The organism is Bacillus sp. FSL K6-0268 (genome assembly GCF_038005425.1).
Classification (GTDB): domain Bacteria; phylum Bacillota; class Bacilli; order Bacillales; family Bacillaceae_G; genus Bacillus_A; species Bacillus_A thuringiensis_S.
On record NZ_JBBOTF010000004.1, the window covers coordinates 53518 to 69612 of the forward strand.

Consider the following 16095-nt stretch of genomic DNA (forward strand, 5'->3'; position numbering starts at 1 on the left):
AAAATAATAAAAATTTTCCAAATATTATATTTAAAGGATTATCCACACAGTGGTTTCATTCAAATTTCCACTACATATCACTAAATTGTCGAATATACACGAACATATATACAATGCCATATCCTATCCCCATTATAACGATCCAAGCCAAAAACCCTCGAAACCAAATGCGAATAATACGCCAAAGGATTGTCACAAATATCCCAAATACAAACATCATCGTCAAACGACTTAACCAAATATCCATCATAAAATAACCTGTCACAACGAATCATTCCCTTCTATATAGAGTAGAAGGGGAAGAGAGAAAAATCTCTTCTCCTTCCTCATGCTATAACTCTAAATCCGTGTCTAAACGTTTTGTGTGTACACGTCTTCCGCTTCTAGAACGTCCCTTTTGTAATCTACGCTTGTTTCGTTCCTGACTTACCTCTTCTAACGCCACTAACACATTGTCTAACAGGGAACGGTTCGTATATGGAGAGAATGATTGTTGCTTATCTTGGTTGTGCTGGATTTCTTTCTCATATGCTTTCAGCTCTTGTCTAAAGCTAATATACTTCACACCACATTCTTGTTTCATACGAACTCTTTCAGCAATCTCATTGATGATAACCCCATCTAATGCTTGAATCGCTTTTATATAATGTGGAAACTGTTTTTCTAAATATAGTTGTTGATATGCAAGTAATGGTTCAACATCCGCTTCTAAAGATGCCTTTTGCAATTTCAATTGCTCTAATTTCTTACTCGCTTCATAAATCGTTGGATAATCTCTATGCTCAGTCGCATCTCTTTTCACTTTCTCTTGTTTCCAAGTGCTTAATTGATTAATACGAAGTGATGCATATAATTGTTTGGCTTGCTCATATATAGTTGGCTCTTTTTGTTTGCTAAGTTTCTCTTGTACATATACCATTCGCTCATTTGCTTGTTCCTCTTTATGCCCAAACAATTGGTACGCCTGTATATGATACAGTTTTTCTACTGTATTTTGTTTCAGGTCTATCTCTTCTCCAAATACACGTTGATATTGATTCGATACAGATCGTTCATAAACCTGTGTTACAATATCCAGTTGTTCTTTCAACTGTTCATGCGCTTCTAATTTCCCCTGTATTTCAAACGCAGCCACTTTTAATGTATCAAATTTTTGCTGAAATTCTTGCAAGAATGTAGCTGGATGGAATCCGTGCTCCGCAACACTACGCTTGGATATCTTGTATGCTTCATGAGCCTGTTGCAAGACAGCTTTTTCTCCTTGCAGTTCCTCTTTTTCATTTTGCAATTGCTTATTCTCATATTGCCAATTGCGCTCAATATATTGAACATCTTGATAGCTTAAAATGTGTTTCTCCGCTAATTGCTCGACTTTTTCAATTGCTTGCACTTCTGTATGAGATAACCCTTCTTTCTCAGCAAACAGTTGTTTATACGCCTGATACGCTTCATCTCTTCTAAGGACAAGAGACTGTATTTTCTTCGTCAGTTCATATAAACCAACTGTCTTTTCATCCTCTACTTCTTTTACAGCTTCTTTATTGGATAGAAGAGATTGCACTTTTTGTGCTAGCTGATTCACAAGACCTACATCCAATTTCTCCATGAATTTTTCCCGTGTCGCTTCTTCTCTTCGAATCAATCCACCTAACCCCAAGATAGTTTTACGTATCTTTTCGATTTGCTCTTCAGGAGTGATTTCCACTTCTGGTTCTACAGGTTTGTTATACACCTTTTCTGCAAAGAACTGTTCATAGTGAGCAGGGGCTACGATTTCTTGATATTGCTTATATTCTTCAATCAAGTGATATTTTTCAATCATTGTACGTTCCATATCTTCTGTATACACCTGATTGAATTCTTGATTCAATAATCTTTCGTGAACATTCGTTATAACCTGTACATGCTGTTTCAGTTCTTCTAAATTGTCTTTTTCTTCTTTCCATGTATGAGCTTTTATGGACAATTCATCAAAACGTTCTTTCATTTCTTGCTGATAATTGTCTACAGTAAATCCATACTTCACGACTTCTTCTGGTTCTTCACGGTGAACTTCTACAACTTGTTGTAAAACGGCCTTTTCAACTTTCAACTCTTTTTCACGTCGTTCTAATCGTTTTTCCGTAAATGCTACGGATTGTTGTATAGAAAGAACTTGTCGATAATCTACAGGGAATGTATGCAATTTTTGTTCTACGATATCAAAAGCATGTTTCTCTTCACCATGTAATTGCGTATACAGATATGGCTTATATGCCATAAGCTGTTCCTCTTTTTGCAAGTGTAATTCTTTCACTTTTTTCAATGCTTCATATACTTGTTCTATATTTCCTTTTGAAAGAGCTTCTTTCTTCAAACGTTCCTGTTTTAAAATCGCAAATCCTGTTAGTGTAATCGAACGTTTCAACTCTTCTTGTGATGGTTTTTTATGCTGTATATGATCTTGACGAAGACCTTTTTCTGTAAAGAATGCTTCATAATCTAGCGTGTCAACTTTTTCATTGTACTGTTTAAATTCTTGGACTAAGTGATATTTCTGTATTGTACTAAGTTCATCATTCGTTCCATAAATTGCATCAAATTCTTTATCCACAATTCCCTTGTGAACGTGTGACACCTTTTCAAAATTTAATTTTAATGCTTCAAATTTCTCTTGTTCTTGTTTCCATTTTGTTGCTTTAGATGATAGCAAAGCAAAACGTTCTTTCATTTCTTGCTGATAATTCTCTACAGTGAATCCATATTTCACAATTTCTTTTGGATGTTCTTTTTGAGTTGCAACTACTTCTTGTAATAACGATTTTTCGGCTTTTAACGCTCTTTCTGTTCGTTGAAGTTGTCTTTCTTGTTGCAAAAATCCACGTTGTAAAAATGCTACTTGTGCATAATCCGCAACAAATTGTTTTTCTTGTTTAGAAACAAATTCAAATGCTTCGACTTGCTCTGGAGACAAATTCTGATACAGTTGTTTTTTCAATTCTTTTTCGTATGCTTTTTGGTGAACTTTTAGTATTTCTAGTTTTGTCACCGTGCCATACGTCTTCTCAACATCTTTTGTTTTTAAAGCTGAACGATGTTCATTCTGTTTTTTACGAACAGATAAACCAGTAATAACAAAAGAACGCCTTGCATTTTCTAAATCTACATCATATAACTTCTGATTTTCACTTTGTAATGTTGTGATAAACGTTTGTATCTCTTCATCATTCATCACAATTCCGTGTTTTGTGAATTGTTGTAAAACATGATACTTTTCAAGGGTATCTAATTCTTGATAGTTCCCCTCATACAAGGTTTCAAATTCTTGTTCTACAAATTGTTTATGAAGAGAAATAACGGTGTGAACAGATGTATATAGATCATCGAATTTATTTTTCTCTTCCTCTAATTCATTTGTTCTTTCCTGTAAATTTGAGATTCTTTCTTGCATTTGCTGTGCAAACAGTTTTTCTTCAACATGGAATCCATAATAATCAATATTTTGTTTATCATTTTCGCTTTTATAAGTGTGATTCGCACGATTTAAGATATTCTTTTCGGCTTGAATTTCACGTTCCTGTTTTTCTAATTTTCGTTTCCAATTTCCAAGAGATTGTGCAGTATCTAATGCTACTTTATAATCAACAAATCGCTTCACACGATTCCTTACTTTTTCTACAGCGATTCTTTCATCAGGAGTCAATTGCATTTTGAAATCAAATTGTTGTCTTTGATTTTGTTTTTCTTTTTTATATTCTTCAAGAAGAATGACTTCCTCTTTTTCGAGCTTTCTTAATTCGTCATTATACTTTGCAATTTCTGCATTTTCTTTTCCATAATGCGTAACAGGTTTATATTCTTTTCCCTCTTTCAAGGCTTGCTCTTTCGCTCTTTGTTCCATTGCATATGATTTATATCCAATATGTTTTGTAGGAACAATATCTAATCCTTGCTTTTCATATGACTCATGAGAAACACGAATATCTAAACCTTTTTCTAAGAATTTTTCATTTTGAAGAGTTGCCCAATTTTCACGCCATTTTGTGACGTTACCTCGATCATTCCAAGTTGTCATGGAAACAGTTTTTCCATTTACTTTTTTCTTTTTCAATCCCCATGTTCCATCTTCATTGAAGGGACGCATTGTTAATAAAACATGTGCATGTGGATTATGTGCATGTTCTCGATGAATGGAAATATCAGCTACCATTCCTTCATCTACAAAACATTCTTGGCAATGTTGTAAAAGAATTTCAGTTTGTTCTTGTTCTGAAAGTTCAACTGGTAAAGCGAAGATAAGACGACGAGCTAATTGTGCATTCCATTGTTTCTCCACAAACTCTACTTCATTCCATAGCTTCTCGCGATCTTTAACCCATACAGGAGCATGAGAAGGAGCAAGGATATAGGATTCAGGTGCAACTTCACGAGGACGATATTTTTTAATTTCATCATCACGTTCGGAATATAAACTTTGATCCGAATCATATGCTGCGGTTGCAACTGCTGAATGGTCAGCTTTATTTAATATATTTACATCATAATAAAATATCGCCATATCACTTTCTCCTCCTTTCAAATGCCCCTGCGGGTCAATATATTTTTAGATTTTGGATCGAGCGTTAGCGAGTACGCTTCGAACACCTACGTAGTAAGGTGTATAGATGCGCACTCACAAAATACTGTTCGGAATAATTATACCACTTTACATAATCTTCTGACAATGGTATTCTGGAAAAAATAGGATTTTTCTGAGGAGAAGTTTTCCATGAAGGAAAAAAGCATTGAAGCTAAGCTTCAAGAAATTCAAAGAAAGAAAACCATACTGAAAAGACAAAAACATGACCTACAAAAAAGAGTGAATGGTGGAGAATTGAGAAAAGAGCGAACAAAGCGTTTGATTGAAACAGGGGCTATATTTGAAAAATATTTTGATTGTCATTCCGTAGAAGAAGCAGAACAAATTGCACTACAATTTGGAGCAATGGTAAAAAAACAAAAAATCATTCGAGACAATTATGTATTGCGTAAATATCAAACAGAAGAATAAAAATAATAAGGGAGGCGTCCAATATGGCGAAGAAAAGTGCAAAAGAAAAATTACAAGAACTAGAAGAACAAATGAAACGATTAAAAGAAGAAGAACGAGATTTGAAAAGAAAAGCAAAGGCTGAAGAAAAGAAAAACCGAGATAAGTTGTGCAAAGATACTGGCGAACTAATAGAAAAATGTTTTGATGTTGAACATCTATCACTGGAAGAACGCGAATTATTATTTTCTTCCATTTCATCATATGTGAACAATGAGATTACACAGAACTTTCCAAGGCAAAAAGATGATTCTGAAGATGAACTGAAAGAACCTACGGTAACATCTAGCGTTCGAGAATTTCAAATATCCTGATAAAACAAATGTAAAAAAACCTTCTTACTTCAAATCTATCAGTAAGAAGGTTTTTATTTGATTTTTTAAATCAGATTTTCTTTATTTACACCGCCAAATAAATTTCTTTTTGGTAATTCTTGCTTCACTTTTGGTTTCGTTTCTTCTTCACTTACACTCTCTGTTTCTACTGGTTCATTTTTTGAAGACTTAACATTTTGAACAGATGGTTTTTCAACAGTCATTTGAGGAACGGTCATAACTGTATTACCTTGCAATAAAGCTTTCATTTGGTGAAGTTCTTGATAGAATTCATCTTTCATCAATAAATCTCTATGCATTGCTTGTTGTGCTTCAAAACTTTTCACATCTAACGTGCCATATTGCTTAATGAAAAATTGTGCCAAAGTTACTAATGAGTCACCTATGTTATCTTGGTTTTCGTACCATTCCCAAAAATCCGGATCATTTACTTTTTTTAGTTTCCATCCATATTGTTCTGGTTTTCCTTTTGCTTTCATACCTTACCACCTACCTAAACTAACACTTCATTTGCTAGTACATCTAAGCCTTCAATATTCATATCAACAGCATATTCAGCTGGAATCCATAGCAATTCTAGTTTGTTTTTCTTACAGAATGATACTAATTCATTTTTTAAGTCATCCTCTAATGCAATTGAACCACCACCATAGATTGCAATTACTTCAGCTTCACTAGCCGTGTTGTTTCTGTATTTATTACGAATATCACGTAAAATGTTTTCAGCTTGCACAAAGCGTGTTTCATAGAAAAATTCTTTAGATTCTTTATGGAATTTATGCTCTGTTTTCAATAAAATCTCAGCAAATTGTTGGCGAGTAAGTTCTCCAACTCCTGGCCTTTTGTCTTGTAATAATGAGATTGCCTCTAGTAATGCGTGTCCAATCCCTCTTCGTTCACCAGTACAAGAATCTGGAATTGGATTTAAACCATCTGTATAGATATATTCCGTTGTTCCATCACCGATATCAGCATGAAGAATTTTCTTTGTAGAGAATACTTCTACAGTCAATAAATTTTGAATTTCATCTTTACTATACTTTAATTCTTTTTCACAAAACTCTACATATCTATCAAACATTTTATTATCGCTGTCAGCAATCGCACGGATCATTCGATATAATGGCGGAACCCCTTCGCGTGTTACTGTTACTTTTTCAAAATTAACTGTTACTGTCACTTTTTCTTCGGCAACATCTACGATTGCAATATGTGATTTTTCCACAAATCTTTTCTCTAACTCTCTAGCGTGTTCCGGTTTCCATTCGCTAGCTGGGATAGCTGTAGTTAGATTCACTTTTACATCAAGTGTTTTGGGTAAATTTCTAGTTTCTCCAAAATCCTTCTGGATTGCCTTTGCAGCCACGATACTAACTAAATGAATAATCGGTAGATCATCTTCATGTTTTCCCCCTTCTTCAATATCCATTGTGGTTGTATCTTTAGCAAAATTCATAGCACGTTTTCCTACAAGAAATTGGCCACTACGTTTAATTGAAGAACTTGTAATATGGACATTTAATTCGTCTAGTAAATTCACAACACATTTTTCGATGTCAGTTTCACTTGGAGTAAGAGGTTTGAACAAACGTTTGTATACGCTTGGAACTTTTTGAACTTTATCCTCAATTTTGAACTTAACTGTACTATTTCCAATATCCGCTTTTAAGTGAAATACCATACTCATATTTATCTCTCCTTTTAATAACACTTCCATTCTTTTTGTAAAAACTAATTGATCACAAAAACATTACTTATCAATGCTTTAATGATATTTTACCACGTTTTTCCTAGTGGTACAATCATGTTTTTATCAAAAAACTCAAAATGATTACTTTTTTATTACTTCTAAGTATTTTTAAAGGTTGTTTTTGTAATTAATAAGTTATTTAAACAACATTTAGTGATAAGGTGTTCTTAGAGATAAGAAAAACAACAGAACGAATTACCTTTCAATCACTTAATGATGACCAAAAGTTATTTTTATACTTTGATCACTTTTAATATGAAAGAAAACTCTACGTTTCTAATTATAGAATCAGTTCCTTTTACTACTTTCTCTACAAATTTTATATATTATTTCTGGAAACTAATTTAAATACAAAGGCTCTCGTTCTATGAATTTTTGTGTCTAATCAAAAATAAAGAGTCTTAGATAATAATTATTATCTAAGACTCTTTATTTAAAAAAATTGATTTCCACAATTAAACAGGAGAAGAATTACTTCCAAAATTGCCACCATTTCTTTTTTTTCTTTTGTTTTGATTCTAATACTTCCCGTAATGTTTGCAGCAACAATTTATCTCGTTTTTTTATACTTTCATCTACATATTTCCGTAATTCCTCCATTTCTTGCCTGATTCTTGCTATCTTATTTGCCGTGTCAATTGGTGAAGGGGTGTTCTGAGGTTGATTAACATGTTTATATTGTTCGTCCACGTTGTCTACTGTGTCCTCACAATTCCTGAATATGTAACTCCATCAGTTGTTTAAGTAGCTCTACATCACGGGTTGAATACAATATTCGGTCATTCTTTTTCTTGAATGTATGTCCCAAACGTCTGAAATGCCCCGTATACGTCCGTTCTAAGGGGCATGACTTGACTCATACAATCAACTTCTAATTTAAGATTTGAAGATTACGTGAGTTGCTGTAGCAATTCTGGGGATTTATGAAAACCCTTGTGCTTCGCTAAAACTAGTCGAACTTCCCTAAAAATTTTAATTCTATTTACGAGCTTTGTCAAAGTTCCCTATAAATTTTAAATATATGAAAAAATAGAATGTTTATTAATTTTTCAATTGTTTATGTATAAATTCATTTATTAAGTACTAATTTCAAATACTATATAAAAGTCTCATTAATAATATAAAAGATACAAATACTATATAGATAAAAAGAGAACCTCGGAAACTCTTGTGGCTCTAAGACCAGATAAATTGTCTAAAAAATTGAATCGGAATACCAACTTATCCATAACTACAGCTACAAACTATGCAGATTTACACAAACTTTATAACAATATACTAAGGTTTACACAATTGAATTATAGGTTTACTAACAATTCCACAAGTATTAAAACGTAATCTAGTATATAGAAACATAAAAAAACAGTTAGGGGAGGAAAAATAACCCTACTGTTTTTAAGAATTATAAGGTAATAGAATGATTGTCTAATTGATTTCAACATGACAAATAGCCCTGTCCAAATGATTTTTTTTGAACAAGGCATATAGTCTATTCATTTTTAAAAATTTAAGTAAGGCGGAAAGCATCAGGTACATCAATATCATGAGAAACGAGTTCCAGTACAAGTGCATGACGTGTATCATCGTCTAAATATCGTTCCGCCCATGGAACAAACGATTCACGCAGTTTTGCTCGTATCATGCCACCGATTGATTTTATTTTTTCTCCAAGTGCTAAGAAACTTTCACATTGATCCATTGCATAACTCATGGTATAAGTCATAAAATCATCACGAAGTTGTTTGTTTTTAATATATGTAGCGATTCGTGATACTTCTCCTTTATAAGAAACAACAATGTCTTTACGATCTTTATTGGTTAATGCTATGCCAATGGATTCAAGACGGGCTGTTGCTTCTTTACGCATTTTAGCTTCAGTTTGTCTAATTTCAGCTCGGTCATTTTCAATCACACATGCAGGATTCATACTAACCGTAAATTTCGTGATAACGATTTGTTGAATCTTTTCACGTATACGAGCTATGCGTCCTTTACGTGGGTTTCTAACCTTTTTTATAGCAGCATCAAATGTAAAGATTGGCGAAATAATCTCTATGTAGTTACGAACTTTTTTTGCATTACGCCCTAAACGTTCCTTTAAGCCGTCCATGTAGCGAGGTAACGTGTATGTTTCAATGGAATCTTTACTCTTAAATTTAAGCTCACGAGTGAAAGTATTACATAGATTTAAAAGTTCAATAATACCTTTGCTGTCGCGATGGGAAACTAACTCTTTTAAAATAGAAGTCTCTAATAATAAGTTGGGAATACGGAAATAAGAGAGTTTGTCCGCATGTGTATTCCCTTCTTTTGCAGTACGATTGTACCTTGCATAATTACAAATTTCATATACGGGAATGCCATGAATGAAAATTTCTCGAACTAGCCCAGCATGAAGCAAGGCTTGAAAGCCTGTATGAATCGTAGAATAAGGGATATCAGATTCATTGGCGATTATCGATAATGTAAAGTTACGAGGAAGTCGCCCTAAATCATCTACCTTATAATGAAGTAAAATGAGTGTAGCTAAAGCAGAAGATGGCAAAGCATATTCGCCAAGCTTGTTATTTTTCAGTAAATAGATACGAAGCTCGTCAAAAAACTTTGGTCCATGCATGAGGAACTTAGACGGTGTATTAGTCTTTTTAAAGTGCATATTTGTTTGAAATGAGTTTGTGCCAATTTGAATACCGTTTGTAAAATCACTTGCAGCTACTTTTGGCTGACTTGTAAACATGAAAAATCCTCCCATTTTCCCAACTCAGATGAAAATTTTAGAAAATAGGCGTTTGTATTCACAGAATATCAAGTACATGTTATACTGTATGATAAGTGAATAATTAGTTTGAAGAAGAAACCTCTACTTTCTATTTCGTTTTAATTGGTACTGTGCCTGGTAAGCTGAAACCAATTAAAAATGTGGTGAGTGGGGTTTTTTTTAGTTAATATCTATTTTAAAGCGATTCCCGAATAATATCAACACTGCAATGAAAATATTGTACGGAAGTATCTGAAGGACTATTGGAGAAAACTTTCTCAATAGTCCTTCAATATTAGTTGTGTTATAATAATATCTGAGTATATTTTCTGAAAAATCAGTCTTATAGGTGGTTGTTATTATTATGAAAGATATTCGAATATTTTTGAAAAAAATCCTGGAGAATTCACTCTATACCCAAAATGGTCTAGCAAAGGAAATTAATGCTTCTAGTTCTGTATTTACTGATTTTTTCACACATAATAAAGAAATATCTATGTATACAGTTTATAAGTTTACTCAAATATTAATTAATGAACAAAAAGAAAACATCGAGTTATATTGCTCAAATGTTTTTTTTGATTATAAAAAGAATATTAATTGTAATTTAAAACTTTTATTTGTTATTTCATATATTAATGGTTACAAGCAAATGCAAAAGACTTTAATTACTATTGCTAGTACACATCATGAACCACATATAAGACATTACGCAAATCTTTTTAAATTATTTAAAAAAAGAGCGGATCAACAATGTAATAAGAAAATTCTAAAAGAACTAGAAAAAGTTAGAGCGAATATTAGCACAAAAGAACAAGTGGAAATGGGAATTTTATGTGATATTCTCTATTTATTAGCTGCAGGGGATATTGGAGATTTTGGTATGTTGCAAGTTTATGTAGAAAGAGTAAAAGAAAATATAGAACAATTAAGAGGCAAAGAAATATATTCTATATACATAATGTGGATTGATGATATATGGGGATATTTGTTATTAAGGAATTTTGATGTAAAAGGGTTTACAGAAAGTCATAAACAATTACATGAAAATAAAGAATTGAAATTTTTCCCTGTAGTATCAGCTATGATGGATGTACGTAAAGGGGAAGAAAGTATGTTTCGGAACTATGAAGAAAGTAGAAGATATTTGTCTAATGGATTACAAGTTTTACGAGAGTATAAATGTGAGTTGAAGTATAGAATTGCTTTAAATAATTTAAATTTCTTGAAATTAATACATAATCGAGATTTGGATACTATTTGTATAGAAGATCTACATCCAGCCGAATTAGCTTTGTATTGGATTTTAAAAGGTAAAATGAAGAAAGCAATAAGGATTTTAAAAAAGCTTTTAGAAGAACAAGGGGAGCTTTCGGCAATACAGACATGTTATTTGGGGCAGGCTACTAATAATTTAAACTTACTCGCTAGAGCAAATGAAATGTGCATTGAAAAAAAGGATTATTTCTTTTTGCAATATACTAAAAAAGTATATGAAGAGTATAAAAATAAACAATGCCTTGGGGGCGTATTATGAGGATACTTGTAGCTATCATGTTGGTAATGTTTATTAGTGGGGCAATTGGTGAATATAAAACTATTACGAGTGAGAAATATGTAGCTAAAACAGGAGAATTGAACATAGGAACTAGAGTGGTAAGCGACCCTGGAGGAATGGGTTAATATGGAAAATATGTAATTAAACTAACAAAAGACACCTTTAAAGGTGTCTTTTGTTAGTTTAATTACTGTTTTTAATTTTAGAAAAATACATTTCGGCAAACGATTATACATAATTAGGGGGATTTTTATGAATATTTATGAAAAAATGATTCTTGAAATTATTAATATTAGTGATGACAAAAATACGGTTTATGAATACTTAATGGACTTTTTCGATTCTTTTAATGAAGAGAACTAGTTGGATGTTTATAAGACTCTTGCATAGAGTCTTTTTATTTTCCGTTCTGCGAATTCATTTCAATTTCAATCCTTAATAGTTGAGCTATTCTTAATATTTCTTTCTCTACTCTTGGTTTATGTTCATCAGGAATGTTTCTGTATTTTTCAATTAAAATTTGAGCCATTCGTTCTATAGGGTCAGTTGGAAGTTCTGTAGATTCTAAGATATCATTATCATCTGTGACATTATTTAATAAGTAGGCTTCGCTAACATTAAAAAATTTAGCGATAGTGGGTAAACGTTCAATCTTGGGTATCTTTTCCCCACGTTCCCAACTTGCCACGGTACTATATGGAGTATTGATTGCTTTGGCAAATTCCTTTTTTGATAAGCCTCTAATTACGCGGAGTTTAGTTAGGTTTTTTCCGAATGTAGTATTTTCCATAATATCCACCTGAATTCCTTTCTGTGTAAAAATAATACTAAAGTGTTGACTTTTCGCTTTAAGCCGAATAAAATGTTAGTAGGGGGTGATGACATGACTAAATTACGTGAAATACGTGAAACCAAAAGTATTAGTGCAAAAAGTATTGCGATTGCTTGTAATGTGCCACTTACCACAGTATATGATGTAGAAACTGGAAGGAAGAGTGTCCTAGCACAAAGAGCACAAAAAATTGCTGAGTTCCTAGATGAACCACTTGATCAGTTGTTTATTCCTGCGTATTATCGAGCAAAAGCTACATAATTCGAATTAATACCATGTGGATACTTCGATATATAGAATATACATACAATGTACATTCTATATAAAAAATAAGCAATTTCCAAGACTTGAATTTGGTAATTGCACATTTGTTCAAAAGATATATTTTTTTGTTCTATTAAAACTGAATATTCGTTCTTTTCAGTTTTGTAAATTGACAATTGCATATTCAAAAAGGAGCTACTAGTATATGACGAAAAAAATTGTGTATTCGAAACCTTTTACTGTCTTGATGAGTATCTGTATGTTCTTCATAAGTGTACTGATTCCGCTGAAATCTGCGAGTGCAGAAGTCATCCACCGCGAGAAATACGAAATAGCGTGGGCATACAGTCCACAATATGGGAAAGATGTCCGAACAGAGCTCCTAAAAAATGCTAATGGGCACATTGCCTATTGTTTAGTCTATGGGAAGAAATCTCCTGATGGGCAAGACTTGCCCGAAATCGGACGTACCGATGATGTGGTGTATCGCGTGTTACTAAATGGATACCCGCAAAAAACACCAGAACAACTCGGGGTTTCCACTTGGCAACAGGCACATTACGCCACGCAGCTCTCTGTATGGGTGGCACTAGGTCAGCTACAGCCAGCCGATTTACAATTCAAGGATGGAGAAGTAGAACGTGCTGTGAAAGCCATTCGTTATGCAGCGGATCACACGGAAGATACACAAGATGTATTTATGAATGTGAAACCAACTGACAAGCAAGAAGCAAAGTTGAATGGTGCGTACTTTGAGACAACAGTGTATGCAGTAGAAAGTAATGCGAAGCAAGGGACGTATCAGGTAGCGCTGAATCAAGCTCCAGTTGGCACACGCATTGTCACAGAACAAGGGGAAGCAAAAGAAACGTTTTCCTTAGGAGAAACATTCCGTGTACAAGTGCCGAAATCCTCCAAAAGTGCAGAATTGTCATTGAAAGTAACAGCGAACCTGACAAATCAACATGCTGTTGTATATAAGGGGACGGAAAGCATTCAGGATGCGACAGTTCTATTAGAACGCAGTCAACAGAAAGTGAGTCAGGATATACAGGTCTTTTGGAAATCGATGGGTGGTTTGGAAATCCGAAAAGTGGATGAAAATAAGAAACCATTGGCAGGAGCAGTATTTGAGGTGTTAACTAGCGACCAGAAGAGTATGGGAACGATTACAACAAACGACAAAGGCATTGCCTCTTTAGATAATATTGAGATGGGAACCTATGTCGTGAAAGAAGTAAAAAGTCCTGTAGGCTACGTGTTACAGGATACACCACAAACAGTAGAAGTAAAAACAGGTGAAATTGCAACGATTACAGCTGAGAATCAACCGATCTATGGGGAATTAGAAGTAACCAAAGTGGATGTTGCAGATGGGAATGTAAAACTACCACATGCAGAATTTGAGATTCGAAATGAAAAAGGGGACATGGTAGCAAAAGGTAAGACAAATGCAGAAGGAATTGCGAAGTTTAGTAAAATCCCGTTCGGTACATATACGTACCGTGAGGTTGTAGCGCCCGAAGGATTCATGTTGAACGAAGAAGCCTTCTCGTTTGAAATCAAGCAGAATGGGGAAATCGTGAAGCATACGGTTGCTGATGAAAAGATTCCATTGATTCAAACAACAGCAACAGATAAAACGGACGGAGCAAAAGAAATGCACACGTCTCAGTCTGTCACGATTCAAGATAAAGTGGTCTACAAAGATTTACAAGTAGGAAAAGAATACACGATTAAAGGGAAATTAATGAAGAAAGCTTCAAATCAACCCCTAGTTGTAAAGGGGAAAGAAGTAACAGCAGAATCTACATTTACAGCAAAAGAAGCGAATGGTGCGATTGCACTCGATTTCACCTTTGATGCAACTGGTTTAGAGGGAAAAGAAGTGGTGGTATTTGAGGAAGTATGGAAAGACGGAAAAATAGTTACGTCACATGCGGATATAAATGATAAAGGTCAAACAATTCAGTTTGTAAAACCTTCTGTTCAAACAACAGCAACAAACAAAGAGGATGGCTCGAAAGAGTTAGAAGCTAAGAATGCTGTCACAATCCAAGATAAAGTGGCGTACAAAGACTTCATCGTAGGGAAAGAGTACGTGGTAAAAGGAAAGCTCATGGATAAATCAACAAACCAACCATTCGTAGTAGATGGAAAAGAAGTAACAGCGGAACATATATTTACTGCAAAAGAAAAAGATGGTGTTGCAACAGTAGACTTCACCTTCGGTGCTTCTGCGCTGGAAGGGAAAGAAGTGGTGGTATTTGAAGATGTGTATCAAAACGATGTGTTAGTGGCAAGGCATAGTGACATCCAAGATAAAGGTCAAACCGTTACGTTCAAGAATCGGCCTGTACAGCCTAAACCTGAGCAACCCCAAACACCATCAAAGACACCAAATGTAACCGTGCAAACAGAACAACCAAAAGTAGTAGAACACCCTGTCAAAGAAAAGCCAATTGTGAAAGCAGCAGAACCAGCACCAAAGAAAGTAGAACATAAGCTTCCAACGACAGGTGGTCAAGAAGAGAATCCATATTGGATGTGGATTGGTGGAGTTGTCATGTTAGTAGGTGGACTTGTAGCAATTCGTGCCTATCGTTCTCATAAAAAAGCAAGTTAGTAGATTTGGATTGAATGTCTCAACTGCAAAGGGATGGCGGGTAAAAAGTGAAATGTACAATGGGTATGAGTTGAGAAATGATAGGTAACGAAATGAGAAAAGGATAGGTGAAAAAGATGTTAATCGGTACCACGGAATTAAAGTTTGATAAGAGGAACAATTCGAATGTATATGTAGTGGGTGCTACGGAAACAGGTAAAACGCGGTTGTACATCCATACGAATGTTGGGCAAGAAAAGGAAAAGAATATCATTGTCATAGAGAGTATGAAGAAGGAAACATACTATTTCACGCATCAAATGAAAGTAGAACAAGGGTATCAAGTACTACGGTTAGATTTACTCAGTCCGTGTTTTCATGAAAGGCTTCAAGAATTGTTATCTTGTCATCCACAGCAAAAATTTATTCTATACATTCATGTCGATGTAGTTGGAAGTACGTATGAAGAACGAGGGGAACGAGTTCAAAATATGCTTCAAATCTTCCTGGAACAATCATCTATACAAGCAATGCAAGTGTATTTGGATGAGTATGACATGTATCCGATTCCACATATAGCTAAAGTATTGTGTGTAACGAGAGGCTATCAAATGGAAATCTCTATTGTTGTCAAATATCACACACAACTACAACAGATTCATGGGAAAGACGTTGCAAATCAGGTTTTGACGAATTGTGATCGAAAGCTGTTCTTTGGAACAAATAGCATGCAAGATGCGGAATATTTTAGTCGTATCAGTGGATACGATCAGATGGAACTCTTTTTATTACAAAATGAAATAATTGTCATGGGAGCATATCATCATACCCCTCAAAAACTACCCATACAACAGGTTGATTGCAAGTACTAGATGACTAGAAAACTAGACAAATGGAGGAACGAAAGTGAGTAAAAAACATGATT

The 16095-nt window shown here is 34.1% G+C and carries 14 protein-coding genes; 7 read left to right on the forward strand and 7 right to left on the reverse strand.

The features are described from left to right. Nucleotides 1-70: 70 nt before the first annotated feature. On the reverse strand, nt 71-265 hold the full coding sequence (locus MHI28_RS34440) for a hypothetical protein (protein WP_086409964.1): 195 nt from the start codon (nt 263-265) through the stop codon (nt 71-73). A gap of 66 nt (nt 266-331) precedes the next feature. Continuing rightward, nucleotides 332-4537: a MobQ family relaxase gene (gene mobQ / locus MHI28_RS34445; protein ID WP_340829041.1), complete on the reverse strand. Its 4206-nt coding sequence runs from the start codon at nt 4535-4537 to the stop codon at nt 332-334. Nucleotides 4538-4747: 210 nt separating this feature from the next. Between mobQ and MHI28_RS34450 the strand changes: the two genes are divergently transcribed. After that, entirely contained in the window at nt 4748-5029 is a 282-nt protein-coding gene (locus tag MHI28_RS34450) for a hypothetical protein (protein WP_340829044.1), read from the forward strand. A 23-nt stretch (nt 5030-5052) separates the two neighbouring features. Beyond that, complete coding sequence (locus MHI28_RS34455; RefSeq protein ID WP_098679087.1) at nt 5053-5382, forward strand: restriction endonuclease; 330 nt, start codon at nt 5053-5055, stop codon at nt 5380-5382. Between the two features lie 65 nt (nt 5383-5447). On the opposite strand, the gene MHI28_RS34460 is transcribed toward MHI28_RS34455, so the two are convergent. The 4 genes from MHI28_RS34460 to MHI28_RS34475 all read right to left on the reverse strand — a co-directional run bounded on the left by MHI28_RS34460 (nt 5448) and on the right by MHI28_RS34475 (nt 9809). Next, entirely contained in the window at nt 5448-5882 is a 435-nt protein-coding gene (locus MHI28_RS34460; RefSeq protein WP_340829047.1) for a hypothetical protein, read from the reverse strand. Nucleotides 5883-5896: 14 nt separating this feature from the next. After that, complete coding sequence (locus tag MHI28_RS34465; RefSeq protein ID WP_065487105.1) at nt 5897-7090, reverse strand: ParM/StbA family protein; 1194 nt, start codon at nt 7088-7090, stop codon at nt 5897-5899. A gap of 534 nt (nt 7091-7624) precedes the next feature. Next, nucleotides 7625-7843 carry a hypothetical protein gene (locus tag MHI28_RS34470; protein WP_340829050.1) on the reverse strand — a complete coding sequence of 73 codons (219 nt, stop codon included), beginning with the start codon at nt 7841-7843 and terminating at the stop codon, nt 7625-7627. A gap of 817 nt (nt 7844-8660) precedes the next feature. After that, complete coding sequence (locus MHI28_RS34475) at nt 8661-9809, reverse strand: hypothetical protein (protein ID WP_445661818.1); 1149 nt, start codon at nt 9807-9809, stop codon at nt 8661-8663. A 466-nt stretch (nt 9810-10275) separates the two neighbouring features. Here MHI28_RS34475 and MHI28_RS34480 point away from each other — a divergent pair, with 466 nt between their 5' ends. Continuing rightward, nucleotides 10276-11448, forward strand: a complete 1173-nt coding sequence (locus MHI28_RS34480; RefSeq protein WP_242317005.1) for an AimR family lysis-lysogeny pheromone receptor — start codon at nt 10276-10278, stop codon at nt 11446-11448. Then, nucleotides 11445-11594, forward strand: coding sequence for a hypothetical protein (locus tag MHI28_RS34485; protein WP_340829059.1), 150 nt, complete (start codon nt 11445-11447; stop codon nt 11592-11594). The genes MHI28_RS34480 and MHI28_RS34485 overlap by 4 nt, the downstream gene beginning before the upstream one ends. 272 nt (nt 11595-11866) lie before the next feature. Here MHI28_RS34485 and MHI28_RS34490 read toward each other — a convergent pair whose 3' ends face one another. Further along, nucleotides 11867-12259 carry a helix-turn-helix domain-containing protein gene (locus MHI28_RS34490; RefSeq protein ID WP_098806416.1) on the reverse strand — a complete coding sequence of 131 codons (393 nt, stop codon included), beginning with the start codon at nt 12257-12259 and terminating at the stop codon, nt 11867-11869. A gap of 93 nt (nt 12260-12352) precedes the next feature. Here MHI28_RS34490 and MHI28_RS34495 point away from each other — a divergent pair, with 93 nt between their 5' ends. From MHI28_RS34495 to MHI28_RS34505, 3 genes are all read left to right on the forward strand, one after another. Beyond that, nucleotides 12353-12562, forward strand: coding sequence for a helix-turn-helix transcriptional regulator (locus MHI28_RS34495; protein WP_065487111.1), 210 nt, complete (start codon nt 12353-12355; stop codon nt 12560-12562). Nucleotides 12563-12770: 208 nt separating this feature from the next. Next, on the forward strand, nt 12771-15191 hold the full coding sequence (locus MHI28_RS34500; protein ID WP_340829064.1) for a VaFE repeat-containing surface-anchored protein: 2421 nt from the start codon (nt 12771-12773) through the stop codon (nt 15189-15191). A gap of 116 nt (nt 15192-15307) precedes the next feature. Beyond that, nucleotides 15308-16042 (forward strand): type IV secretory system conjugative DNA transfer family protein, encoded by a 735-nt coding sequence (locus tag MHI28_RS34505; protein ID WP_340829130.1) that lies wholly within the window; start codon nt 15308-15310, stop codon nt 16040-16042. Nucleotides 16043-16095: the final 53 nt, after the last annotated feature.